This window comes from Methanomassiliicoccales archaeon (assembly GCA_036504055.1).
Classification (GTDB): Archaea; Thermoplasmatota; Thermoplasmata; order Methanomassiliicoccales; family UBA472; genus DASXVU01.
Map to the genome: position 1 here is coordinate 44,220 of DASXVU010000036.1, position 25,965 is coordinate 70,184.

Sequence of the window (25,965 nt, forward strand, 5' to 3'; positions counted from 1 at the left end):
AAGGCGAAAAATCGACCTAATTTAAAGTTATTTATATTCGGTCATCACCTAATTCAACAGGGTAACTTAGTGCCATGGAGGCTAAAAGCCGCGACAATAATGGTGGTCGCATTCCTATTCTTGGGCGAGATGATAGCCTCCACGCCATCGAACGCGGCGACCTCAAAAAGCAGTATCGAGACCATTGGAACGAGCGTTCCTGACGATTCAATAGGTCAAACCGGAAAGGCAACGGAAGCGTATGGAAATGTAGATCCAGCCGTTCTCTGCCTAGGGATAGGCGAATTGGATCATCGTTTGATATCAAGTGATGATCGTGCAAGATGCCTGATCAACCATGTAGTAGCCGGGGCGCTATGCCGTGCCATCGCGCCGATTGCCACCTTCAGCCTTATCTCGGAAGAGATGGGGCCTTCAAACTTGAACGCCACGAGGTGCTCAAATTGTTCCATCACCCTGAAATGGACCGCACCGGCTAGTTTGGCCGGATTGACCGCCTATCTGGTCCAGGTGTCCGATTCTAGTTCTTTCCAGGTGGTATTGAAGAACATCACGGTGACTTCGAGATACAACAGCATCACCGTTTCTGATCTGACCAAGGATGCGGATTATTACTTCCGAGTCCAAGGTGTGTTCGATGGAACGGTAGGGCCTTTCTCCGCCACCATCCGTTCCGGTCCGCAGCCATCCCAAGTAAGAGTGGACGTTGTCGACACGAACCTGCTGATCGGAACGGCGATGGTGGTTGCCATCCTCGCATTTCTGGATTTCATGACCCTGTATAGAAAGATGAGAGGGAGGCTGCATCACTAGAAGATAAGGCCAGATATTATGAGCTCAAAATGATGCCCGAACAATAAGAAATTGAGGCCCTGGAGGCGACCCCGAACAAGAAAAGGATCCAGTGAGTGCCCTGGGACTCACAATTTCCCTTTCACGTTATGATCTTTACTCATTTTCTTGGACTCGGAGGATCCTTTAATCCAGGTGCTTCTGTTACGCTCTTTCTTGTGTTCCGTCTCGACTGTCGTGTCTTTAGAAGAGACAACGGGGTTTGCATCCTCAAAGGGCGCCATCCTCTCTGATGGCCCGATCATCCTGTTTACCCCCACACCTGAATTGGCTTCCCCTTTTCCGATCTCTATACGGTCATTATCGCTACCCAAATGTGCGCTTCCCCTCTTCTCAACGGCGGCCTTCTTAGCGGTCGCCTCTGCATTGTCCTTCCTGGTCGGCTTTTCCCGCATATTGTTGGAGTGTTTCATGATAGTGACCTATACCCTTAACCATGCCTGCCCTGTTGATGAACTTTTGGGAATGATCCCTCCTGAAGAATCGTCCTGGGCCGTTGCCTCTCGAAAGTCATCACAACCCTCTGGATATATTTCTGGCCATTCTTTGAGATAATAAATGTGACATCTTTTAATTGCAAATATACAATCACTTTCGGTTGTTAGGATGCTCTAGTTCATATAGAAGACCGGATTTGACTGACCGTCAGTCGAAGTGATTAAAACGCCAAGAACTACCAAACCCGCATCCGACCGTCGCATCGAGTTCATCAACGCGGCCGAAGCGCTGTTCAACGAGAAGGGATTCGAGAACACTTCCGTCGACGATATCGTCCAGCGTGTCGGTGTCGCCAAGGGCCTGTTCTATTACTATTTCAAATCACGCGAGGAGCTCCTCGCCGCAATCGTGGACCGTATACTGGACGAGGTGGAGCAGGTCGTGGTCGAGGCCACAAAGCGAGAGGGCCTCACCGCCATGGAGCGGCTGCAGGAGATGAGCCATTCCTCCGACATCGTCCGCCTCCGCTGTGGAAAACTGATGAAGTTCTTCCACGAAGAGCGCAACCAGGCGCTGCATCTTCAGCTGGAGATGCGCACCATGAAGTTCCTGGTACCAGCGATGGAAGCGATAATCAGGCAAGGTGTGGAAGAAGGAGTCTTCAACACCCCCTATCCGCGGGAGACCGCTGTCGCGCTGTTCGGGATCAAGGGAGTCATTGCCCATGCCAACTCCGGGACAGATTATTGCGAGGATCAAGAAAGAAGCATCCGGATCATCGCGTTCCTGTCGGAACGCCTGCTCGGAGCCGGGGAGGGGACCTTCCTGGAGTTTCTGAGAGAGTTCAAACAACGCAGCATGAAGAACGGCTGCGGCGTGTGATTCACGATCAAAGAAGGAAGTGATTACGTTGTTCGGAAGACCAAAGAAAGAGAAGAAAGAGGCGGGGCCGCTGACTGCGGAGAAGAAGTCGGAGCACCGCACCCGCAATTTCATCATGATCGGCCTCTCACTCGGAATGCTGGTATCCAGCCTGGACCAGACGGTGGTCGGCACCAGCCTGCCGAAGATCGTGGGCGACCTGGGCGGCATGAACATGTTCGCCTGGCTGTTCACCGCCTATATGTTGGGCGAAGTGCTCGCCATACCAGTGGCTGGCAAGATGTCTGACCGCTACGGAAGGAAGCCAGTCTTCCTGGCCGGCATGGGCCTGTTCCTGGCCGGTTCGGTGCTGGCGGGAATGTCGAACTCGATGGAGATGCTCATCGCCTGTCGGGCAATCCAGGGTGTCGGTGGAGGTGTGATAATGCCGGTGGCAATGGCCACGGTCGCAGATCTCTACGCTCCAACAGAGAGGGGTAAGATCCAGGGCATGATGGGAGGCATATTCGCCATCTCCAGCGTCATCGGCCCGTTCTTGGGCGGATTCATAGTCGACAACCTCGACTGGCGCTGGGTGTTCTACGTGAACCTGCCGGTAGGAATATTGGCGCTGGCCGTCACATCGATGAAGTTCCCCAACCAGGAGAGCGACACGTCAAAGCGCATCGACTACACCGGGATGGTCACCCTGGCCTCGTGTCTCACACCAGCTCTGCTGGTCATGACCTGGGGCGGGAGCACCTACTCCTGGGGCAGCGTCGAGATCATCGGAATGACAGTGCTGTCCGTCCTGTCGCTGGTGGCGTTCGTGCTCAATGAACGTAGGGCGGAGGACCCGATCCTGCCGCTGCACCTGTTCCGCGAGCCGATCTTCACCCTGGGAAGCCTGGGCCTGATGATAATCTCCATGGGCCTGTTCGGCGTCATAGCCTTCCTGCCCATGTTCCTGCAGGCGGTCATAGGTATGAGCGCCACCAGCAGCGGTGAGACGCTCATCCCCCTGATGATCGGGGTCATGATAACCATACTAACTAGCGGATTCCTGCTCAAACGCACGGGATACAAGGTGTGGCTATTGATCGGACCCCCGATGTCCGCATTCGGCCTGTACATGCTGTCGACGCTTCACGCAGGCAGCTCGCAGACCGACGCGATCATCTATCTGGTCATCGTCGGCATGGGTCTGGGCGCGGTCATGTCCAACTACATGGTGGCAGCCCAGAACGTCGTGTCCAAGAAGGAGATGGGAGTGGTGACATCGTCGATGACCCTGTTCCGTAGCATCGGTGGGACCATCGGAGTGACCGTACTGGGCGCCATAGTCAACCAGCGCATGGTCGAGGAGCTCGGCCGCAACCTGCCCGCCGGAGCCGTGTCCAGCCTGCCCACCACCGACGTCAATTCGATCGGGGGGCTGCTGATGTCCCCGGCCGCAGCGACCATACCCGGCCCGATAATGGAGTCGATCCGTCTCTCTCTGAGCAACAGCATCACCTACATGTTCCTGATGGGGGCCATCATAGTGATGTTCGCCCTGGTCACGAGCGTATTGATTAAGGGCGTGCCGCTAAAGAGCGCTGAGGAGTACCACGAGACAGCCTCCGCAGAGAATGAGCCGGCCAAGGACGTCCTGAAGACAGAGATGGCAGTGGCGATAGACCTTCCTTCGCACCACAAAATGGTCAAGAAGTGACGCACAAACCTTTTAATTTCCCTTTTTCAGCATTGCCTTTTTGGTTCCCGTCTATTTTCTGATACGTTTTGAGACAATGACCAAGGCGACAAAAGCGGCCAATATCATCGCTAACGGCAACAGAACGAACAAGGCCGGATCAGAACCAATTGTGCCGCTTGATCCGATGGCCAACCCGATACCGTATCCGGCGGCAAGACCGATGACCAGAAGATAGGCGGCCGGTGCCCACCTGTCCCAAGAGGAAATACCGATATTCATGGCAAGACCGTTCTTGATTCCTTCTTTCAATACCGGACTAGACAGACATGAGGTTATAATTGTTGGTCCATCGCCTTCCAAGTTGCTCCATGGAAGCAAAGTGTCCAAGGTGCGCAGCGATCTTCGAATACCCTTGGCACCCCTCCTTGATCCACATCGGAAGCGTCAAGCTTCTGAAATGTCCGGAATGCGGGAAACATAGCATTTATGGAAACGAATGTGATGGACCGGGTGACCTGGCCGTTGGAAAGGATACAATGACGGATCGTTTATTGATCGTGTCAGGACAGAGACCGGTGACCTCATTCGTCCATGAACAGCATCGATTTGGAAAGAAGAGGCTATAAATGAGTCTAGCCTTCTTCCTTTGAGTCCTTTCCTAATGTGAGATCGACCGAGGTCTGGAGGGGGTTGTCGGAGAGACGAAAAATCGGTCCAGACCCCGTAATGATTTTCTTCCATCTGTCCTTCGTGGACCACTAGATCCGCATTCGTTTGCCTCCCTATGGGCACACGCCAATATTCTATCCTCCCGCAGACTATATGAATCGTCACTGCCGTTTTGCACTTGTTTTGTATCGACTCCCCGTTCAGTCTTCAGGGAAATGAACGGGCCATTTGTATTTCGGACCATGGTTTAATGACTGCCATACGGTCGAGGAGAATCCAGTCGGGATCTAGGGTTAATCAAATTGTCCATGATCATTATACGCTATCAGGTTCCGGAGCTGCTGAGGTCCCCAGCCACAGACATGGTCGGGATATTCCGCATTGTTACTATCGATGATAGTACCATTTTTATAGAGTACCTTCCTTGACCGTTCCTGAGGTATGCGCCTGGAACCTGATGGTCATCGGCACATATCTTCGGTCTGGTGAGTCCATGCAAAAATGTTGGAATTGCGGAGCGGATGTTCCCGAACAAGCCACTTATTGTCCGAAGTGTGGAAAGACCTTCGTAGCTACCTCGCCTGGTTCCCCTCAGCAGCCTGGACCGGGCGGTCAGCCCTCTCAGTGTCCACCACCACCGTATCCCTACATCCCGAACTATCCATATCCACCAATGCAGGGCGGTCAGTTGGAACGTAAGGTGGACGGCCTCCGCAACCTGGTGACCGCGGTATTGTTCCTGCAGATCTTCTTCATTATCCTGATCTTTCTGTGATCGACTTTTCGACCGTCAGGCCTTGTACCGGTCATAAAGCCGGTCCGCCGCCACCTGGAAGATCACGATGAAAAGTACCAGCATGCCCACGTCAACCAAGGGATCGAAGTGCGAGGTTCCGGTATAGGCGGCATGAATGAGGTCGAACCCGTAGGTCAGAGGTGAGAAATAGGTCACGAACTGGGCGTAGGACGGGATCGATGCCAGCGGTATGAACACCCCGGAGATGAACACCAGCGGCAATCGGACGAGGTTGAGCATGGACATGATGTCCCCCGGGCTCTCTGTCGGATAGGAAGCGAACAGCGTCCCCATGGAGGCGATGCAGAAAGAGGTCAGGAGGAGACCCAACACCAGGGGGAGGATGCTGACTACTCCCAGGCCGAAGATCAGTATCCCGGCCACCAACGGGATGAAGGCGATGCCTATGCTGTACAGGAACCCGCTCAGGCTTTCTCCCAGGACCACGCTGTTCAGCGAAACCGGCGCGGAAAGCAGGCGGTCGAAGGTCTTCGTCCTCCTTTCTATCGGTATGGACACCGGTTCGATGGATGATGCCGAGAACAGAATGGTGATGGCGATGAGACCGGGAACCAGCAGTTCCGGACCGGCCGTGGTGCTGACGGAGAAGGCCAGGAACATGAAGAGCGGGAACATTATCCCGGAGACGATGATGTTCGGCTTGATGTAGTAGATCCGCATGTCTTTCTTGGCAATGGCCCAGGCCGCTTTCAGTTCGATGACCGGCTGCCGGTACCATGCGGCCTCAGTCAACCGTCCTCACCCCCTTGGCGTTGATCTCCAGGCCCGTCAGCTTGATGAAGACGTCCTCCAGGCTCGGTCCGAAAGTGTTCATGCTGATTATCCGGTTCGCCTGCATCTTCGAATACTCCATCAGCTCCGCCATGACCGCCGCGGGGTCCTCGGTGAATATCCGGAACTTGTCCCCTTCCTTACGGACCTCGCTGGCCCGGCCCATTCCTTTTAGTGTTTCCATCAGTTCAGCTGAAGGCCGGTCGAATGCCACCTCCACCGACTGCACGCTCTGGATGGTCCCCTTGAGCCTTTCCGGCGAATCTACGGCGGCGATGCGTCCCCGGTTGACGATCGCCACATGATCGCAGACCAGGTTGGCCTCCTCGATGTTATGCGTGGTAAGGAAGACAGTCACCTTCCTTGCGTTCAGGTCCCGGATGACATCCCGGATGATCAGATTGCTCTGCACGTCCAAGCCCGAGGTCGGCTCATCCAGGAATAGTAGGCGCGGCTCATTGATGAGCCCCATGGCCAGAGTAAGTCGTCGCTTCATCCCTTTGGAGTATCCTCTGGCCTTATCACCCCTCCTTGACCACAGCCCGAACATTTCGAGAAGCTCTTGACCCTTCCTTTCCCTAACGCTCTTGCCGATTCCGTAAAGTTCGGCGGAGAACATCAGGTTGCGCCATGCCGACAGATCGTCGTAGACGTTCGAGGTCTCAGGTACCACTCCCATCAACCCCTTGGCGGCGATGGTCTCCTTGACGATGTCCAGCCCGAAGATGGACGCCGTTCCCTCGGTGGGGGCGGAGATGCCGGTCAGGATACGGATGGTCGTGGTCTTGCCTGCGCCATTGGGGCCGAGGAACCCGAAGGTCTCTCCATCCTGGACAGATAGGTTTATGTCCGTGACCGCCTGAAAATCCCCGAACCTCTTGGAGAGATGCTTGACCTCGATCGCCAACAATGTTAGGACCCTCGAAACTTTCACATGCTATACATACTGCGGACGGACCGCGGGATATTCAAATATCCACAACCTCTCACCGGCCGACCGATCAGTCCGACCAGACGGATGGCTACATGCCCGTGACCGTCTGAGACGGTTGATACCGGAGTCATCCATACTTATTTTCTTCTTCGATCCGATGGATTGCTCACCCAATATCCGAAAGTCAGGGTGTCCACAGGATTCATCCTATGAACCCCACAGGGAACGTCATTCCTTGTTCGGCACAGCCATCCTTTGGTTCTTGACCACCAGGACAGGACACTCGGCGAATCGGACCACCTTCTCGGCCACACTGCCCATTAGGAACTTCGAGACACCCGAACGGCCGAGCGAGCCCATCACTATCAGGTCGAAGTTCCCGGAATCCTTGACGATCGTGTTCGCTGGAGACCCCCACTCTATCTTGGTCACGACCTTGACCCCCATCTTCTCTCCTTCGGATTGAACCGAGGTGACTGCCTTGGCCCCTTCGCTCTCGAGGACCTTCGTCAGGTCGGGAACGGTGGTCGGCATGATCGGACCCCAGGTCTTCGTCATGTACACGTCGTCATCTATCACGAACAGCGCAGTGACCTCAGCACCGGCCAATTTTGCCAAAGCCAGTCCATGCAAGGTCGCCGCCTTGGTGTACTCGCTTCCATCGGTGGGAACAAGAATACTTCGATAGAGTTCCATAACACTCCTGGAAGAACATTGTTGCCCGTTGTATTTGTTGTTATTATTTCGGAATAGATCGGGAGTCTTCGCTGATCTCAACGGAAAATGATGATCCAGCCCCCGAGAACGAGGCTTAGGCCCGGTATCTGTACCCGCCCAAAGGTACGCGGATCTCAAAACGGGCGCCTTCACCCGGGATGCCGTTCTCGACGATGGTGATGCAGGTCATGTTCAGTATCTCCTGGATAAGGAACAATCCCAGTCCAGTGTTCTTTCCGTAGCCACGCAGGAATATCCTTTCCTTTTCCCCGGACGGTATCCCTATGCCATCATCCTCGTACACCAAGGTAAGTCCTTTTTCATCCCTTTTGCATTCCAGCCTGATCGTTTTGACGTGCTCACCGTGACGTACCGAATTGTCGACCAGGTTCTGGAAGACCTTCTCCAGCATCGGATTTGCGTACAGTTCCAGGTCTTGACCGCCCTCCATGCCCTCGATCGGGTAGATGGTCGATGACCTCCTCACGATCTCCCCTAGGCTCTGCCACACCGGATCCTGGCCACTCAGGTCCTGCAGGTCACCGGTGAGCTCCAGCTCGGAACGTATTGCGGTCACGGAAGAAGCAGCCTTGGTCAGGATATCCTTTGTTCCGTTGTCAGAAACCCGCCGGGATGCCAGCTCTAGATACCCAAAGGCGGCTGCGATCTTGTTCAGGCAGTCATGCCTCGTGATGCTGGCCATGAGATTAAGCTGCCGGTTCATGCGCCGTAGCGCGTCCTCGCTTCTCTTCCGTTCCGTGATATCGGTAAAGATACCTGTCCAGATATCTGATCCGTCAGCCTGTACAGGGGAAGGGGAGGCCGTTCCCAGTATCCACTTCATCGTGCCGTCCACGTCGAGGATCCGGAACTCCTTCTCCCAGAGCTTCTTGGAGACCATCGCGTCGACCACCGAGGCCATCAACGGCTCTGAGTCCTCGTCTAGTATTACCGCCATGACCCGGCCGATATCATTTTGCCAGGTCTCTACCGGAAGGTGAAGGATGTTCTCCGCCCCTTTGCTCACGAACAGGAACTGCAGATTCCCGTCCGGTGCGATCAGCAATTGATAAACGATGCTCGGGGTCAGGTCTGCTATCATCTGCAGCCGGGCCCTTTCACGTTCAAGCTCCTCGGTCTTTGCCTGCAGGTCCTGCTTGACCTCCACCAGGTCTGTCATGTCATCGTTCATCATCAGGACGTGGGCTTTGCCGTTGAAGTTGATCAACCTGGCCGATGTCATCAGATGCCTTTTTCGGCCGTCGGTCTGCATTATGGACGTAGGGTACCGATCCATGGTTCCGTTCTTTTCCAGAACCAGCTCCGACAAGGTCTCGTACTCGGACCCATCGATGTATCCTAGATCGACCGGGGTCTTGCCCACGATATCCCCTTTCTTCATGCCCACCATCTCCTGGTGCTTCTCGTTCACGTCCACGAACCGGCCATCGACGCCGTTCAGGGTCATGGACAGAGGACTTTTGTCGAAGAGGGTGTGGTATAGCTCTTCGCTCTCCCGCAGCGCCGATTCCACCTTCTTCCGTTCAACGATGGAGCGGGTGGTGATGACCATGCCGTCGACGTTGGGCACGCCGAACATGTTGCTGCCGATAGCCTCAACCATTAGGTAATGGCCATGGACATTCTTCACCCTGAACTCGGCGGGTAGACCGTCCTGGCGATTCTCCTTCACCAACCTAAGTTCGGTCAGCACCTTTTCATGGTCGTCGGGATGGATGATCTCCAGCGGACTCTTCCCCACTAAGAATTTCTCGTCGTAACCCAGGATCCTCTCGATCGATGAGGAACTGTAGATCACTATCCCGTTCCCGTCCACTATGGTGATGAAATCGGAAGAGTTCTGGACCAGGGTCCTGAACCGGTTCTCGCTCTCTTTGAGCTGCCTCTTTGCGCGCTGGGACTCGTCCGACCTCCTTATGATGTTCGCAAGCTCGGTGAATTGCGCACCCGGGTCTCCTCCCTTTTGAAGGTAATAGCTGGCGCCCAGGTTGAGGGCGTCCACCGCCACGCTCTCTCTTCCCTTTCCGGTAAACAGAATGAAAGGCAGGTCGTACCCCTTGTCCTTGATGGCACGGAGCAATTGCAGACCGTCCATGGACGGCATCTGGTAATCAGACACCAATACATCGAAATCCTCATTTTCTATCCTTGCCAAGGCCTCCTCGGCAGAGCCGGCCGTCACCACTTCGATGTCCTCATTGCCTTCCAAGAAAATCTTCGTCAGATCGAGAAGGTAAGGTTCATCGTCGACGACCAGGGATTTGATCTTACTCATTTTGTCGGACTTCCTAATATCGAGCGAATATCCAAATTCGATATAAAAAGCTAGGAGCCATGAGTTCAGTCAATGATTTTAGTTGCTCTGGATTCGATGATCAAACAAATTGAGACGAAGGATCCGCTTCGGAAGTGATGTTGATACAGGGTCCTTGACCTTTGACACCGCCCTTCGATCTCAGACGTCATTTCTTTGATACGACAAGGTTTGGGCATGACCTCCGAATGAAGTGACCTTGCTGGCATCCCTTCTTATTGCAACCTCTCGAAGATGGTAATGCTTTGAACATTCAGAGCCTCTATCTTGGGGTTCGTCAATAAGCAATATCGAAGCTGACCGAGAAGTCCATTAAGACCGCTTCCTTCGAATTTCATCGGGCCTGGTAATATCTCCTCGTTGACGGGAGTATCAGCATGACAAAGATGCCGACCCCTATCACGACCGTGAAATAGGTCGCCGGCCAGTCAAGACCGATCAGGCTCCCTTCGACCGCCAACCAGATCACGAGGACCAACGTCAGAAGCATCCCTCCGGTCCAGGACCAATGGTATCCGGACACCTCGCTGACCTTCCTGAACACCGATTCATTACGGGTCAATGCACCGTACGCAAGGACCAGAGATCCCATGCCGTAGATGAAGAAGAGGAACAGACCGACCAGGAGGAAACTGTGAAGAGGCACCTTTTCTACAATGTTCGAATCGAATCCCAATCCCCCTCCGGTAGGGTCGGCGATCAGAAGCGCTCCACTGATCAACCCCAATATGCCATAGAAGACCAGCAGAGCCATCAAGATCTTCGAACTCAAAGGACGCGGTGTATTCGGATAACCCATGTTGAGGTGTATGTTATAAAAATATTTCAAGACCGCTTGGGCCCTCCGAGAGGCCGAACGGGTTCGGGGCCCACTGCCAACTTACTTCTTTGCTGCCCATCCCCTGATTGGCCTGGGTGATCGAAGCTATTCATCTGAGATTGCATCCATGAGGGGAGCGCTTCCGATATGGAAGTTGCATCGATATTTCCAAGCGAAAGGACAAACCATAGGTCATAGCATCAGAGAATGGGTGTCAGTAAAATATATCGTCCGGCCGCCCTGGATATGGCCGGCAAGGGTGTCCGCGAAGACTCTGGAGGGTCGCCCTTGCCGACCGGATCGGGCCGATATTCCCGTGACCGTTCTGTACCCTGCTCGACCACTTTCGGCGACCGGTGTCTCAGATGGTCTTCCTGCGTTTGCGAGCGATCACGACCACCGTGACCAGCCCCCCAACTGCGGCGAGCGCCCCGATGATCAGGAAGGGTGTGATGTCCCCTCCCTTGGATCCACTATTCTCCCCGATGTTCTCCGTAAGGGATATCATCGTCAACTGTCCCAATTCCTGGTCAGATGATATGACTAAACCTTGGACATAATCGGTCATTCCCGAAGCAGAGACGCGAAGCTGAAGTTGACCGGCGTCCACATAGACACTGAACTGACCCTGGGCATTGGTCGTGAGGCTCTGCCCTCCGGCCACCACGGTGGCACTGGAAATCGGCTTGCCATCCTTGTCGATCATGGTCCCTCTGAGAACGAACCGACCAGGAGACATCTCGCCTGATACCGAGTTGAACGACCAGGAGAACACCTCCATTGTGTTTCCGGAAAGGTCCTTGGCACCTGCGACGATCACAGTATAGTTGGTCCCTCCGACCAACTGTCTGCTCACCTCATAATTGGTGCCATTCATCGTGAACGGACATTCCTGCCCGTTGACCTTAACGGAGATGCCGATCTCGCTGACCGTCTCTGAGAACCTGAACGATATCTTTTCATTGACACCTGCGTTTGCCGTGGATGGCGAGTGGGCCACTATTCTGGGAGCTGCACCATCCGCCGTGACGTTGACATATCCAATCGTGGCACGCCAGGCCCGGTCGGTCACCGTCAGCTTGAACGTGTGGTTTCCCGGCGTTAATGAGACCGATACCGACGAGGCTCCGCTCGTCAGACCATGGTTGATGTCCGAGTCAATGCTGTATGTGATCGAAGAGATCCCGATGGAATCACTGACGTCCCACCCGAAGAGCACTGTAGCATTGTTAGCCATCGAGCCTTCGGCAGGAGTCATCGAATGGATGACCGGGGGGTTCAGGTCCACGGTCATGTTCACGCCCACTGTCCTGGCGTTGCCGGCAAGGTCGGTAGCCCTGACGTAGACGGTATGCAGACCTTCGCTCATCTGGATCGGATCATACGCTCTGGTGGCCTGTGATTGCCATTCACCCGTGTCGACCTTGACCTCATAGTATGCCAGACCGCTTCCGAACTCCATGCTCGACCATGTGATGTTAAGGGTCGGGATGATATAGAATCCGCCTTCGGTGGGGGCCATTACGCTCAACGACGGAGCGACCGTGTCGATCACTACCGTGAGGAACGCGATCCTCATCTTCACGGATTTGTCCACAGCCATGACACGGAGGTCGTGGGTTCCGTCAAAGAGATTGTCGAATGTCCAACCCGTCGCGGTGCCGACCGAGGTCATCGGACCGCTATCGAGACCGACCTCATAATGATCGATACCAGACCCGCTATCTGCGCCAGTCCATGTGATCGAGATCGTGTTCACGGCACAAATGGTGTGATTGGACGGAGAGGATATCGTGATCGTGGGCAGAGCGAAATCGACCAGTACCCTTGAGCTCTTTTCCACAGTATTTCCAGCCTTATCATATGTCCTCAGGTAGATGGTATGGGGACCTTCGGTTACGTCTAGGAACGTATGGCTGGTGCCCAGGCCCTTGTTCACCCAATCTCCATCGTCCAACCTTAATTCGGTCCGGTCAAGTCCGAACGGGCTGACCGCCAGGTCGAAGGCGTACCAGGAGATCGGAATGTCGCGATCGCTGATGGGCGTCCCGTCCGAAGGCGATATCGAATCCAAAGTTGGTATCCTGGTATCGACGTAGAAATCAAGAGAGCAAACGCGTATGTGGTTGGAGGCGTCCTTTGCCCACAGATAGACGGTGTGGGACCCATCGTCCAACGGTAAGATGAACGTGAATGAATTGACCGTCCCGACCGACTCGTAGACCCCCAGGTCCCAGGCCACCATGTATTCTGCCACAGTGCTGCCGGCATCGGTTCCTGTCCAGGAGATGGTCGGAGTGTTATCATTGATGGCGGTATGATTTTCAGGAGTAACGATATTGACAACTGGAGCATTGGCATCGATGTATAGGGTGCGTGTAGCGGTGTTCTCGTTGCCGGCCTTGTCGACGGCCTTCACTGTCACAATATGTCGTCCGTCGGTCAGCCCGCCGAAGCTGCAAAGGTTTCCCAGACCGATGTTCCCAAAGACCCCGTCATCGATCTTGACCTCGAAATATTGTATGCCAGCATAATCATCAATGCCCTGCCAGCTGATCGAAGCGGTATCCGTGGTGAAAATCACGCCATCATGGTCGGGGCTGGTTATGTCCACGACGGGAGCCCCTGTGTCTGCGATAGGGAAGTAATCGTAGGCACCGCCTGGGATGAGGAGCTCTTCATCGACGATGCCGTTTCTGTCCCCGTCAGGCCAGCAATAGTCCGACCAAAAGTTGCCGATCCCGTCAGGACCGGTGGTGTTCCACCGGTCGTTCGGGCTGTCGTCCCAGGCCTGATATGCCGTAGGTGAGAATTCTCCGTCCGACCCGTGGTTGAACAGGAATCTGTTGTGGTGCAACAGAATGCTCTCGCAGTCGCTTATGTATACACCCACGTCCCGGTTGTGATAGAACACGTTATTGGTGATGAGGTCGGTTGCCTCGGCATTCAGCACCATGCCGATGTTACATTGGGTGAGGTTCATACCCTGAACGATCGTTGCGGAGGATTGGACGAGGTAGACCCCTATCGAACTGGCCCCTCCCGTCGAATCGGTACATAAGCCATTGTATATTTCGAACGTCCCGCACCCGAGGAGGTAAATACCCCCGATGGAGGCGTCCACCAGATTGTTGGTCATGACCCCGTCGGTGCATTGTTCGAAGCACATGCCATTGACGCCACCGGTGAGAGTGTTATGATCGAACACTCCATGGAGGCATAGCTCAGCGTATATGCCATCGACCTCGGAATCAGTGACGGTGTTCTCGGTCACTGTGAGGAAGCTCGTGAGCTGCATCCAAATGCCATAGACACACTCTGAGATGTGGTTCTGGTCAAGGGAGATCACATTCGCATTGGAAATCTTCATTCCGCGGTCCAGGCCAGTGATGGTATTATCCTGGATCATGGTGGATAGGCCGGAAGAGACCTCGATGCCGATGCCTGCCGAACCAGGTCCGGCGATCTGGTTCCCGCTAATGTTGCAGTCAACGGAACCGGAAGGACCGGTAAGGAGCACTCCAGAATGCGAATTCAACAATATGTCATTGTCCACTATCCACGCTCGGTCCGAATCGGATATCCATAGCCCATAGATGTTCCCGGTGAGATGGCAGTCCGACACCGTCGCATTATCGGAGTTGTAGAGCTCAACGCCCTCCTGGTTGAGGTATGCTCTGATACGCTGGACCGTTGAATTGTCAGAACCTACAACCCTTATTCCGATGACATTCGACATGAAGCTTCCGTCGATAACGCGGCACTTGTAACAGCTGTCCAAGATCGCACCGTTCTGGGCGTTGTGAGAGGCGTTTGCCGAGCCGATCGTGCAGTTGTCGCTGTTGACGATCCAGAATCCACTTGCTTTGTTGTAGGTGCAGTTTGAGGTGGTATAGATCCAAGAGGACCCGGAAGAGAAGAAACCATACTGGGTGTTATTGCAGAGGGTATCATACCACAAGTAAGAGTCTCTACAGTTAGTCAGGTAGATACCCTGCCCATTGAAGTACATCCGGTTACGGTCGGTGCTGATATGCTCACAGTAATTTGCGTAGAATCCGTACTGGCTGCTCCTGGAGCAGTTGTTGCCGTTCAGGGTGACATAGTTGGCTCCGGTGGCGTATATGCCTCTCGGGTTGTCGATGCAGAGATTGCCGGTCAGAGTGCAATTATCCGCCTCATTGACCTGGATACCGCTGAATCCGTTGGAAAAGACCTTGTTCGCGGCGACAGTGTTCCTGTCACCCGCGATGAAGATGCCGGAGTTTGAGTTCGAGCTGCAGTTGTTCAGATCGATCTTATTGAAATTGGAACCAGCTTCAATGTACATCCCATAGGTGAATCCTTTTACGATATTATCGCTGATCACGTTCTGATAGCTCCCAGAGATGAGCAGACCGTCTACTCCGCGAAGGCAGGTATTGTTGTCGAAACTGCTTCCATGGGTCGATTGGATGGCGATGATCGCGCCATATGAATCGGCTATGTTGTTCTGATAGACCTTCACGTTCGAACAGCCAGCGATCTTGACACCGGCCATGGTGACATTGTGCACCGTGTTCCCGTAGACCACGACGTTCTGTGAGTTGAGAACGGTTATTCCATCATAGGTCTCGTTGACCCTGCTGTTGCATACAAAGATATGGCTGGACGATGAAATGAAAATGCCTGCGCCTGATCCGATGTCGGAGTTGAATAGTCGGGTGTTGTTGACAACGCAATTGTCGATGTTGAGGTAGTCGTCGACGTTCTTGATGACTATCCCGTTCTCCTCGTCGTCCGCATCGATGACTAGGCCGTTGATCTGGAATGGTGAACCTGATGAGCCATCCCCCACGTTTCCATGTCCTGCCACGAAGACCGCCAGTTGATCATTTCCATCGATCACCACGGGCTCATGTGACGCGGCAGTAGCATTTCCGGTAATAAGCACGATCGTGACGACGAACAGCATACCAATGATGGTCCCCAACAGGACCTTTCGCAGAGACATTGAACAACACCCTTGTCACAAAAATTCGCGAATTGAATATTTAATCATGGATTGCCAGTTATCATCTGTGATAATCTCCATATACGAATCATCGATTCATTTGGCTCGATGTATAACATTCATCTCGTAACAGTTAATCTCACAAAATCGAATGAGAATTTCATACTCCATGAACTACCGATGTTCACAGATCAGGATGCGCTTATTTCCGCTGATATGTTCGGATTTAGTATCTTTGATGAAAAGTGAAAAAGGCTTGCCTTATCTGATACAAGGTCGATGGTCATAGCATCATTGATAGCGCTGACGGATAAGGAATGAGGCTGGAATAGGTTTCAAGCGACGATGGAATGTTCAGACCTCACATTCCGCCAGTGGTCTCCCATAGACCCATGATGTTCCCCTCGCTATCCTCGAAGTAGGCAAAGAAGCCCATGGTTCCGGCCGCCATCTTTTTCATTGTGATCTTGCCGCCATGCTTCTTCACGCTTTCCAGCGCCGCATCGATGTCATCGACCTCGAGGGTGACGATGGGATGCATGTTCGGACCCTCCCTCGGCACAATACCGCCGTTAATGGCACCAGGCTCTTTAGGCATGAACTTCTCGTTTACAGACGTCGTTCCCACTGATTGATAGTGTATGACCGGGTCGGGAGGGAACATCTGCCACCCAAAAACCTCGGTATAGAACTTCTTTGCTCTATCCATGTCGTCAGCCGGAACCTCGAAATGAGTCACTTTGGCTTGTTTTGCCATGATTTCATCCTCGTTCAAATCCTCTGAGCAGAACGTAATTAACGATTTGTGGTCTCTTTCACCGGGATAATGCCCATACGTCGTTGATTCCGCAATGAATGGCGCTTGTCAGAGATACGACCATGAACGGAAGGGATTTGTCCTATGCAACTGTCACTTTTTCGGACCTGATCCTGGCCCACAGTGCGACCATCCCCACTGCCGTGACCATGCCCAGGGCGGAGATGGAACCCCAGAAGATCCATCCGTTTGCGAGGTTGTCATAGAGGATGCCTCCGACCAGCGTCGAACCGAACCAACCGAATGATCCGATCAGCCCGAATATCCCCAGATACTTGCCGCGTTCGGTCTCGCTCGACATGCTGACCGTTAGGTCGGTAGAAACCGGTACGACGATCATCTCCCCGATGGTGATGATCACCATGGTGATCGCTAGCGTGATCCCTTCAACCACCCCAGCCACGAGGAAGTATCCCACCGCATAGATCACCGTACCCAATGTCATGGCCAGATATTTGTCCCTCTTTTCCAGTGAACGTGCCAGGGGCATCTGCAGAAGGACCACCATGACACCATTCAGGCCAAAGACAAGTCCGATGGTGAGTGTATCGATGTGCACCCGTTCGTTAGCGTAGACCGTGTAAGTGGTCCCGAACTGGCCGGACATAAGGAACATGGGGATGCATACCAGGCAAAAGATCAGGAAGAGCAACTTGACGTTGCGCAGTTCCTTTACCAGGGTAAAACGCTCCTTCGCCGGTCCCGGGACATAGGACTCGGTCAGCATGAAGGCAACTATCAGACCCGCCACCAGGGAAATCAACGCCGAGACCAGGAATGTGACGGAGTAGGAGAACACCAGCAGTATCCCGCCGATCATCGGTCCGAACGCGAATCCGAGGTTCCAGGCGACGCGCAACAATCCGTAGGCCTCTAAGCGTCTGGCCGGTTCGACCACATCAGCCACCATCGCATTGTTTGCCGGGTCGAACACCCCTCCGAAGAACATGCTCAGCGACAGCACAAAGGCCACCGCAAATATATCGGGCCAGAACGCCACCAGGACGGCCAGGGCTAGGAAGGTGAGGCATCTCAAGATCATTGAGTAGGTCATGACCCCGAGACGACCGTATCGATCGGCCAACAGACCGCCGGCAAGGTTCCCGGCCGCACCGGCGATGCCGGAGACCAGCAATACCAGCCCGACCACCACCATTGGCACCCCTAGCCCTTGGTACATGAAAAGGGCGAGGAAGGGGCCGACGATGCTGAAGCCAATGCCATCGATCAGACGGGACGTAAAGAGTACCCAAACCCTGTGGTCGTAACCCTTAAAGCCGAACCCTTTCACCGGATCGCCTCATCCCGGAGTGCAGTCATAATGGTCATTGGCATGGATGATTGGCCATGGTTCTGGTTTTATTTATCTGCAATGCCGGAATCACCGCCTGGTCGATGGAGGTAACCGCTCGACAGGATGGTCCAGGGTGCATTTCGCGGAGAACGAACCAACGATCATCATGCCCTCTGATCCTGACCGGCCAATCTCCACTTTCCCGCCGGGACCTTGATCTCGAACCTGACACCCTTATGGTACTCTCCGTTCTCCCTTATCTCGATCCCGGTGATGGCCAGGATCTGCATGCCCAGATAGAGACCGAGACCGGAGTCCTTACCGAAACCTTTCAGGAAGATCCGGCTCTTGTCTTCAGGCCGAACCCCTGTCCCGTCATCCTCATAGACTATGGTGCAACCACCGTCAAGGGATGTGATGGATGAAAGCCTGACCTTTGTCACTTTCGACCCATGACGGTTCGTGTTGTCCAGCATTATGTAGAAAAACCGTTCCAGCATCGGGTCGGCGAATATCTCCAGGGAGCCGGTGTCCACAATGTACTCCACACCCTGCTCGGCACAGAGAACCTTTGCCTTATGGTACACCTTACTGACGTTCTGCCATTCGGGGGAGACGATACCGACCTTCTCATAATCCCGGGTGAAGTTGATCAGATGCTCTATGGCCACCGTGGAGTCCATCATCTTCCTCAGATACTCGCTTGCCTGGGAATTCTCTTCGGTCTTGTCGTTTAGCAATTGGCCATAACCCCGTATGACCGTGATGCGGTTCAGGATATCATGCCTGGTGACGCCATAGAGAACGTTCAGTTTGGAATTGGAGGATGCGAGCGCCTCTTCCACCTTCCTTTGCGAGGTAATGTCCCTAAGGATGAGAAGCTGACTGACCTTCTTTTTCTCGACCATGACCGGTGAGTAACGGACCTCCAGCCGTAGCGTCCGACCCTCAGGTCCGATCATCTCGATGATGGCCGACCCCTCCTCGTCCGGAACGGTGGCCGCGTTCACTGCGGGCAGAATGGAACTGAGGGGCTTACCGAGCGGGAAGCCTTTCTCACGATGGACCAACCTTTCCGCCGACGCGTTGAGGTAGGTGATGAGTCCCTCTTGGTTCACCATGATGGCACCGTCCTGCATGATGTCGGCGATCGAGTTCAGGGCCAAGGGCGTGGCATAAAACAACCCGTAACGGTAAACCACCAGGTATAACACACATCCCGCCAGTATGAACCCGAACAGCATCACATCAATGATCGGGAACGGGAGAAGGTTCTCAAGGCTCAACGTGACCAGCAAGGTCGGCACCAATGACGAGAACAGGATCAAACCGACCTGAACCCTCTGCACCTTGTGCGATTTTATGACGGCGATAGCGGCTATGCTGATCGCAGCCAGTTCGAGCACGTAAGAATATGCGATCTGTAGGAGCGAGAAGATGCCGTCAACCGCCTGGAAAGGTTGAAGAATGCCAGGCTCCAGGGTTACGCTCTCAAAGAACAGATGGTGGAGATCATTGGTCCACAGGGTGACCAGGCAGAAGGCAGGAACCACCGAGACCATAATGATGTTCGTCCGAGTAAGGAGGTCGTCTCGGCCTGCATATCTCACCACGATCAGAAGGTACAGCTCTGGGATGCCGACTATTCCGAGATATTCCAACCCGTTCCAGAATAATTTCTCAGAGAGGGTGGCGCTCAGTAGTTCGAGCACATAGGAGACGGCAAGTATGGTGATCAGCAAAGACAGAGCGACGAAGAACATCTTGAACTGCTTGTTCCCTTTTACCCAGAACAACACCGCCAGGACCACTGACATGATGGCGATGGTTGAGTCCAAGAACAGGGAGGCGATATCAGACATCCATGTTGGCGATTTTAATGTAGATACTTTAGGGTATGCCTCATCATCCGATGGATTGGAATCTATTCTCGGATCTCGACATAATTTAAGGAACGGAATATGCCGTCGGCACCAAGGTCGATATTAGGTCCGCTCAATACAAATAGGGCCGTATCCTTTGATTGTGGCCATTAGGTTGGATCGGGGTTCGATTCATGCAGAGATCGGTCCTTTCCTTCGAACGGCAAGAACAACATTGTAGCAATTTGACCTCTCAATAAATATTCCCTTGATGATATGCATCTGTTTGTGCATTATTGAATTTCGTACCAGTCACCTCTTGAAGGAACGATGCCTCGGATTCTCCATAGGTCTTCGGATGCGTCTTGAGGATCTCCGGGTGGATTGCTGCTCCGTTGGCTCAATCCGTACATCATGAAGAATACCGGTCCAAATGGGGCTTGACCTGTGAAGTGCATTTTCTATCTACCGACATGATCGTTGCACCCATTTGTCGTTTGATAGAATCAAGGGTCAAACTTGATACACCATGGCGACAGTGGATAGGTGGATGATGAGGTACCGGGTCAAATTCGGATTGATCGTTGCCGCGGTGGTCATCACCGTTTTCATCGCATTCCTGGCCATACTATTCTCTTCTCCGCTCCTCAAACCAGGGGCTCTTCAAATGGATCCCGTGTCCATGGTATTCTCATTGGTTGGACTCTTCGCCGTGGTCTTCGTCGTGATGATCATTCTGGCCCTGGCCATCTCTGCCATCATATGGGGGCAGTGGCTAGGGGCGTTCGGGGAGGAGCCCACTTCAGACCAGATCCTTGATGAACGATACGCGAAAGGAGAGATCGACCATGCCGAGTACTCGATGTTGAAAAACAACATCGAAATCGCTAGAAGAAAGTGAGTCCACGGTTATTATCAGAGGAGCCACCTAGGATGTGATTTGACCATTGAGCATCCGCGTCAACCTATGCGCAGAATGATCTTGCCTGAAGCGTGTCCTGCCTGGCTCAGCACATGGGCCTCCTTCGCATCCGTTAAAGGATACTCCTTCTCGATTATGACCCGGACCTTTCCGGCGTCGATGAGTTCCCTTATGTCCCTCAGACGGGACCCGTTCGAGGTCAGCAGATATGACCTTCCGATCACTCCATGGGCGTCTGCGGCATTCTCATCGACCCCCACGGTGGCGACGAGCATCCCTCCCTTCTTGATCATCTCCCATGATCTGGCCTGGGTGTCTCCCCCCACCGTATCGTAGACCATGTCCATTTCCGAAACGACCTTTCGGAAATCACCGACCGAATAATCGATGACCTGGTCCGCCCCCAGCGAATGGACCAGCTCAACGTTCTTTGTCGAAGTGGTCGCGATCACCCTGGCACCGGCGATCTTGGCGAATTGCACGGCAAATGAACCAACCCCGCCGGAGGCTCCATGTATCAGGACGGATTGTCCAGACCTTAGACTGCCAATCTCGAAGAGCCCTGCCCAGGCCGTTTGACCTGCAAGAGGCACACCGGCTGCGTGTTCCAGAGGTATCGTCTTCGGTGCAAATGCCATCTCCATCGACTTCACCGCAACGAATTCCGCGTAGCCGCCGTCCTTCGAGGTAGCTGGGCGGGCGAAGATCTTGTCTCCTTTCTTGAACCGTTTGACCAGCGGCCCGACCTCCTCGACCGTTCCAGACACATCCCATCCCAAGATCAGTGGCATATGATATTGGACCCGCCCTCTCGTATATCCCTGACGCACCTTCCAGTCGATGGGATTCACACCGCAGGAGTGGACCCTGACGAGACACTCATCAGGTCCGATCTCCGGTATTGGGACCTCCTCGTATCTCAGGACCTCTGGTCCTCCAAAGTCATGGATGGTCATCGCCTTCATAATGCCCTTAGACGCCATGTGTGCTGATTTCGAGCCGGCCGGTATTTGTGGTTTTCGTCCACTATGCTCTATTAATTTAAGCAGTCACCGGGGAAGCTTCTGCATTGGTGCAGTTCGTAGACGAACACTCCAGCCTTTACTCCCGGGTCGTCATCCATGATCTGCCTGGCCTCTTGGACGGTCCTGTCCATTATCCCGATCCCATGGAACCCTGTCCCATCGTTCACGGGGCACACGATCGGCATTATCCTGTCCATCTTTAGCGAGAAATTGCGACGGACGTGCTCCCAGATGATCTTGTCCGCCCCTTCCATGTCCCGGTTCGGTCCGGCTCTGAGGAGGACTATGCAGTAGTTCTTTGTCTGGCCGATCTTTTCTTTCATGAACTCGTCGGTTATGGTTGCCATATAATCATCGACCTCGGACTGGTCTCTGAGCTGAGGACGGACTAATTGAACATTGCTTGACTAGACCGTCCTTTTAGCATAATGTACCTGTATCAATCCAGATGAGAAGGTCAAATTGCCCTTCAGGTCAAGGTCCTGCCTTGGGAGGCCGGTCCTTAGCATTGGGATCCCCTCGCCTAATACCACCGGATGGATGGATATGATGAACTCGTCGATCAAGCGCTCCTTCATGAAGGCCTCGATGAGCTCAGAGCCGCCGACGAGCCAGATGTCCGCTCCATCGCGTTCCCTCAAGACCTGAACGAACTCGCTCACCGGCTGATTAACGAACTCCACGTTGTCGTCCCCGCCCATCAATGACCTGGAAAAGACATAACAATCCTTATCGGCATAGGGAAAAGGACCCATCCTGAGCACTTGGTCATAGGTCCTCCGCCCCATTAGGACGGTGTCTATCGAAGATAAGAACTTGCTGTAACCATAGTCATCATCACTGAACAGCCAGCTGATATCATCGTCGGTCCCGGCTATGTATCCGTCAAGGCTGCAGGCGATAAACAGGACCACCTTCCTTGCTTTTCCCCTCATCATTACCCCATACTCCCAATTTGAACTGACAGTATTTGATAAGTTGTGGCGGTCATTGGCTCACAATCTGAGCAGCCTTTCCAATTGGTCATCGTTCATTTTCACGATCCCTAGCCTAACCAGGTCTGGAGAGAACTTACGCCAGTTCGGGTTCTTGAGGAACACCTTTCGGAACAGCGGGGCCGCTTCATCGAAACGCCCTAAACTGGCCAGAGTGGCCGCATGCCAGAACATCATCTCCTCGTTCCGGGGGAACATGTGCTCCGCTGTGGAATAATCCGACATCGATTCATTTATCTTACCATCCTCCAGCTCACGGTCCGCCTTGTTCATGAGCTCATAGGCATGATGGACCCGGAGCAGTCTCCGCATCTCGCGTAGCGGTTCCCGATGGTCATCCACCCGGAGATCGATCTTCCTGTCCAGCCAAGGCTGGCCGGTCCGTGCTCCAGACAACACCAGCAACGCCGCTGACTGTTTGCCCCGGAAATCTCCTCCTGCCCTCTGGGCCGCGTCAAGAGCTGCCATCATCCTGTCAGCCAAGTCCCCCTTGGTGGCAAGGTAAGCCTTGGACATCGCCGGCCAGACCTCCTGGTTAAGCATCATGTTCGCCTGGACCGAATGGCCTTCCCCGACGAAATGTCCGGCAAAGGGCACGCACCTTCTTCCGGTGTAAGAGGCAGCTTCGCCCCGGGAGTTCATCACCGATAGTTGCCTCAGCTCCCTGCCTTCATCCTTGCAGATCATCTCATCCACGACGCCCTTTGAGAGATGACCTTCCCTGAGCAATTCCAGCCCTTCCGGCCCAAAGGCGGGGTTGGTGAAGGACTGGGTGGCCACCATGCCCACTCCAGCCTCACCCCATAGAACGACAGTGCCGACCGAGAACCAGTGGGATTGGACCGCGCCTCCAATCTCTCCGGTCTCGGGATCATAGGCCAGTATGGAAAAGGTATGGGCGAATGGGCTGCCTTCAAGAAGCCCGGCCAAATGGTTCGATCTCATGGAGATGGGAACGATTCCAGCGGCTTTAGTAACCTTCCACCTTATGGATCTTCAATATCGGGGATTCCGGCTTCGCAGGATCATCAGGGGGAAGATCACCCCGGCGACCATCGCCGCAGCGATGAACAGGGTTTGCAGACCCACCTGGACCGTTCCGAGGAGTTCTGAGATGGTGGCCGCTGAGCCATGCTGCTCCATCGTGAAAACGCCTTCGATGAACTTGACCCCGAAATATCCCGGTATCATCGTCAGCGCGGCAGCGACGGCCATGATGATCTCCGGGACCCGGAACCGGCGAGCAAAGAGAAGAGCTAGTACTGTGATCAAAGAGACCGAGGCCAAAGTGGCCAGGGCGATATCTACCCCGCCGTTCACCAGGATAAGACGGGAGGCGCGTCCGACGGCCCCGCAGACCCCACAGGCCAGTAGCGGATAGCCGGGCGTATAGAACAGTGCCCCGAAACCGCAGGTAGCGATTGCCCCGAGCAACGCATCGTACGCGATATTGTCTGGCCAGGAAACCACGGGGACGAGCGCTCCCTGGGAAGGGATGGGGAACAGTGCGATGGCAGCGGTGATACCGAAGGCGATTATCGCCAGGGTAACGATGACCATGGTCAAACGGGACAACCCTACCAGGTTGTGGTTCCTTACTATCTCGATACCCCCATTGATGAGCTGCACCCCAGGAATGAGGAATATGACCGACACGATCAATGAAACGTCTGTTGCATTGGTTATGCCCAGACGTGCCAGCATACAGGCGGATATTGCCCCCACGAGGGTGGCGGCAAGAACGTTGACATAGTAATTCCATCCCTGCCTTCCCATCATCCGGAAGACCATGAATGAAAGTGCGGTCGCCGGAAGAACGACCAATACCGAGGACAGATCGCCACCGTTGAGAAGACCGAAAGCCGCCATTGCGACCGCGGTTATGGCCATCATCGACAGCGTACCTCTCGATCCATGTTCTTGGTTCAGCCTGTCAAGCTCCGCCCTGATCCTGACATGGTCCATCTCCGTGGTGAGCGAATGGAGCATCGAACTGATCCCCGAAACTATCCCGTTGTCGATGGTACCAGTGGATGGGACCGTATCGATCTTGGTCCTGTACTCGGCCCCCGAGACCGTCGTGACCATTATTGCATCCGGATTGACCAGGATGTGAACGTCCCGTCCACCCAAATGACGGTTCAATACCTGCATCGAGTCTATGATCCGCTGGGCGGATGCGCCGTAGAGGTATAGAGTTCGCCCCAAGTACAGGAGAAGGTCGGCGGTCTCGTCTGGCGGTGCCGCACATTCTCCGCTGATCTCAATGGTCTGTTGCATCCTCCTACCCCAGCTCGAAAGATGTTATTCCGAAGAGGCGATCGATGTCGATGTTCGGAGGCCCCCGGGTGTACATCCTCATGGTGCTGAACACCGGTCTCATCCCGAAATGTCGGGCAAGATCGACCCCCCTCCGATTCGATGACGGAACATCGAGGCTAAAGTCTTCCCCAGGGAATCTGGAGACCAATGAGGACAGGATGTCAGCGGCCACGACCTCATCATCTGCAAACAACGGACCGACCTTGTGGCCGGCATGGCACCGCCGGATCAGACCATATCCCCTGATACGGTCTTCCGATCGGCGCACCAGCCCAAACGAGTCTGGCTGCGATATCCATAGTTCAAGGAACCGTTTCCGCTCAGATGAGAACACACCGGCGTCATATCCAACGAGTTTCGGGAATGGGACGGATGATACCGGGACCATGTCTTCCCCGGCACCCCGACCTAGAACGGATCTGCCAGCATACCTGACATTTTCGTATGAAGGAATGAATCCATAGGATTCATACTTCTTGACCATAGGTAGGACCCCGTCGCAGCCCAGGTTGCCGTCCTGCGATATTCGGAGCATAAGGGATATCAGTAGTTTTCCGACCCCTTTATTTCTGTACTCCGGTTTCACAATGAGCAAGCCGCCGAACCTGAACTGGTCCGGATAGGTTGCCACCGAGATGCAGCCCACCATTTCTCCTTGGCAATGGGCGGCGAAGAATCCTTCCGGTCCGGACCCATAGAAGACATCTGCATCATGGAGACCGGGGTTCCATCCCTCGGCCCTCGCCCAATCAAGGCAGACCAAAGCCTCATCATGGGTCATCTGATCGATGGTAATACCCTCCATTGGGACACCCATGAGTCAAC

22 protein-coding genes are annotated in these 25,965 nt (G+C 54.1%); 5 read left to right on the plus strand and 17 right to left on the minus strand.

Going from position 1 to position 25,965, the window contains the following annotated elements:
• Positions 1 to 69 precede the first annotated feature (69 nt).
• Positions 70 to 813 carry a fibronectin type III domain-containing protein gene (locus VGK23_08885; GenBank protein ID HEY3420652.1) on the plus strand — a complete coding sequence of 248 codons (744 nt, stop codon included), beginning with the start codon at positions 70 to 72 and terminating at the stop codon, positions 811 to 813.
• Between the two features lie 107 nt (positions 814 to 920).
• Here VGK23_08885 and VGK23_08890 read toward each other — a convergent pair whose 3' ends face one another.
• Positions 921 to 1,265 carry a hypothetical protein gene (locus VGK23_08890; protein ID HEY3420653.1) on the minus strand — a complete coding sequence of 115 codons (345 nt, stop codon included), beginning with the start codon at positions 1,263 to 1,265 and terminating at the stop codon, positions 921 to 923.
• A 241-nt stretch (positions 1,266 to 1,506) separates the two neighbouring features.
• Here VGK23_08890 and VGK23_08895 point away from each other — a divergent pair, with 241 nt between their 5' ends.
• Both VGK23_08895 and VGK23_08900 read left to right on the plus strand, forming a co-directional pair.
• A complete protein-coding gene (locus VGK23_08895; GenBank protein HEY3420654.1) occupies positions 1,507 to 2,172 on the plus strand; it encodes a TetR/AcrR family transcriptional regulator in 666 nt (221 codons plus the stop codon).
• 28 nt (positions 2,173 to 2,200) lie between these two features.
• Positions 2,201 to 3,865: an MDR family MFS transporter gene (locus VGK23_08900; GenBank protein HEY3420655.1), complete on the plus strand. Its 1,665-nt coding sequence runs from the start codon at positions 2,201 to 2,203 to the stop codon at positions 3,863 to 3,865.
• A gap of 51 nt (positions 3,866 to 3,916) precedes the next feature.
• Here the strand turns inward: VGK23_08900 and VGK23_08905 are convergent, their stop codons facing one another.
• Positions 3,917 to 4,156, minus strand: a complete 240-nt coding sequence (locus VGK23_08905) for a hypothetical protein (GenBank protein HEY3420656.1) — start codon at positions 4,154 to 4,156, stop codon at positions 3,917 to 3,919.
• Positions 4,157 to 4,940: 784 nt separating this feature from the next.
• Here VGK23_08905 and VGK23_08910 point away from each other — a divergent pair.
• The gene (locus VGK23_08910) at positions 4,941 to 5,291 is read left to right on the plus strand and encodes a zinc ribbon domain-containing protein (GenBank protein HEY3420657.1); all 351 of its coding nucleotides are present in this window, start codon (positions 4,941 to 4,943) and stop codon (positions 5,289 to 5,291) included.
• A gap of 15 nt (positions 5,292 to 5,306) precedes the next feature.
• Here the strand turns inward: VGK23_08910 and VGK23_08915 are convergent, their stop codons facing one another.
• The 9 genes from VGK23_08915 to VGK23_08955 all read right to left on the minus strand — a co-directional run bounded on the left by VGK23_08915 (position 5,307) and on the right by VGK23_08955 (position 19,876).
• Positions 5,307 to 6,065 (minus strand): ABC transporter permease, encoded by a 759-nt coding sequence (locus tag VGK23_08915; protein HEY3420658.1) that lies wholly within the window; start codon positions 6,063 to 6,065, stop codon positions 5,307 to 5,309.
• Positions 6,058 to 7,038: an ATP-binding cassette domain-containing protein gene (locus tag VGK23_08920; protein HEY3420659.1), complete on the minus strand. Its 981-nt coding sequence runs from the start codon at positions 7,036 to 7,038 to the stop codon at positions 6,058 to 6,060. Before VGK23_08920 ends, VGK23_08915 begins: the two co-directional genes overlap by 8 nt.
• Before the next feature lie 228 nt (positions 7,039 to 7,266).
• On the minus strand, positions 7,267 to 7,734 hold the full coding sequence (locus tag VGK23_08925; GenBank protein HEY3420660.1) for a universal stress protein: 468 nt from the start codon (positions 7,732 to 7,734) through the stop codon (positions 7,267 to 7,269).
• Between the two features lie 115 nt (positions 7,735 to 7,849).
• The gene (locus VGK23_08930; protein ID HEY3420661.1) at positions 7,850 to 10,051 is read right to left on the minus strand and encodes a PAS domain S-box protein; all 2,202 of its coding nucleotides are present in this window, start codon (positions 10,049 to 10,051) and stop codon (positions 7,850 to 7,852) included.
• 373 nt (positions 10,052 to 10,424) lie between these two features.
• Complete coding sequence (locus VGK23_08935; protein ID HEY3420662.1) at positions 10,425 to 10,889, minus strand: hypothetical protein; 465 nt, start codon at positions 10,887 to 10,889, stop codon at positions 10,425 to 10,427.
• A gap of 382 nt (positions 10,890 to 11,271) precedes the next feature.
• Positions 11,272 to 15,903, minus strand: coding sequence for a right-handed parallel beta-helix repeat-containing protein (locus VGK23_08940; protein HEY3420663.1), 4,632 nt, complete (start codon positions 15,901 to 15,903; stop codon positions 11,272 to 11,274).
• Positions 15,904 to 16,264: 361 nt separating this feature from the next.
• Positions 16,265 to 16,660 carry a VOC family protein gene (locus VGK23_08945; GenBank protein HEY3420664.1) on the minus strand — a complete coding sequence of 132 codons (396 nt, stop codon included), beginning with the start codon at positions 16,658 to 16,660 and terminating at the stop codon, positions 16,265 to 16,267.
• 142 nt (positions 16,661 to 16,802) lie between these two features.
• Complete coding sequence (locus VGK23_08950) at positions 16,803 to 18,011, minus strand: MFS transporter (GenBank protein HEY3420665.1); 1,209 nt, start codon at positions 18,009 to 18,011, stop codon at positions 16,803 to 16,805.
• Between the two features lie 167 nt (positions 18,012 to 18,178).
• Positions 18,179 to 19,876, minus strand: coding sequence for a histidine kinase N-terminal 7TM domain-containing protein (locus VGK23_08955; GenBank protein HEY3420666.1), 1,698 nt, complete (start codon positions 19,874 to 19,876; stop codon positions 18,179 to 18,181).
• A 550-nt stretch (positions 19,877 to 20,426) separates the two neighbouring features.
• On the opposite strand from VGK23_08955, the gene VGK23_08960 reads away from it, so the two are divergent.
• Positions 20,427 to 20,777, plus strand: a complete 351-nt coding sequence (locus VGK23_08960) for an SHOCT domain-containing protein (protein ID HEY3420667.1) — start codon at positions 20,427 to 20,429, stop codon at positions 20,775 to 20,777.
• 59 nt (positions 20,778 to 20,836) lie between these two features.
• Here the strand turns inward: VGK23_08960 and VGK23_08965 are convergent, their stop codons facing one another.
• From VGK23_08965 to VGK23_08990, 6 genes are read right to left on the minus strand one after another with little or no spacing between them, the layout of a single operon-like run.
• Positions 20,837 to 21,781, minus strand: a complete 945-nt coding sequence (locus tag VGK23_08965; protein HEY3420668.1) for an NADP-dependent oxidoreductase — start codon at positions 21,779 to 21,781, stop codon at positions 20,837 to 20,839.
• Positions 21,782 to 21,834: 53 nt separating this feature from the next.
• Positions 21,835 to 22,170, minus strand: a complete 336-nt coding sequence (locus VGK23_08970; protein ID HEY3420669.1) for a hypothetical protein — start codon at positions 22,168 to 22,170, stop codon at positions 21,835 to 21,837.
• A 60-nt stretch (positions 22,171 to 22,230) separates the two neighbouring features.
• Complete coding sequence (locus tag VGK23_08975; GenBank protein HEY3420670.1) at positions 22,231 to 22,761, minus strand: dihydrofolate reductase family protein; 531 nt, start codon at positions 22,759 to 22,761, stop codon at positions 22,231 to 22,233.
• A 57-nt stretch (positions 22,762 to 22,818) separates the two neighbouring features.
• Entirely contained in the window at positions 22,819 to 23,763 is a 945-nt protein-coding gene (locus VGK23_08980; protein HEY3420671.1) for a DUF1028 domain-containing protein, read from the minus strand.
• A gap of 51 nt (positions 23,764 to 23,814) precedes the next feature.
• Positions 23,815 to 25,098, minus strand: coding sequence for a threonine/serine exporter family protein (locus tag VGK23_08985; GenBank protein HEY3420672.1), 1,284 nt, complete (start codon positions 25,096 to 25,098; stop codon positions 23,815 to 23,817).
• Between the two features lie 4 nt (positions 25,099 to 25,102).
• Positions 25,103 to 25,957 carry a GNAT family N-acetyltransferase gene (locus VGK23_08990; protein HEY3420673.1) on the minus strand — a complete coding sequence of 285 codons (855 nt, stop codon included), beginning with the start codon at positions 25,955 to 25,957 and terminating at the stop codon, positions 25,103 to 25,105.
• Positions 25,958 to 25,965 lie beyond the last annotated feature (8 nt).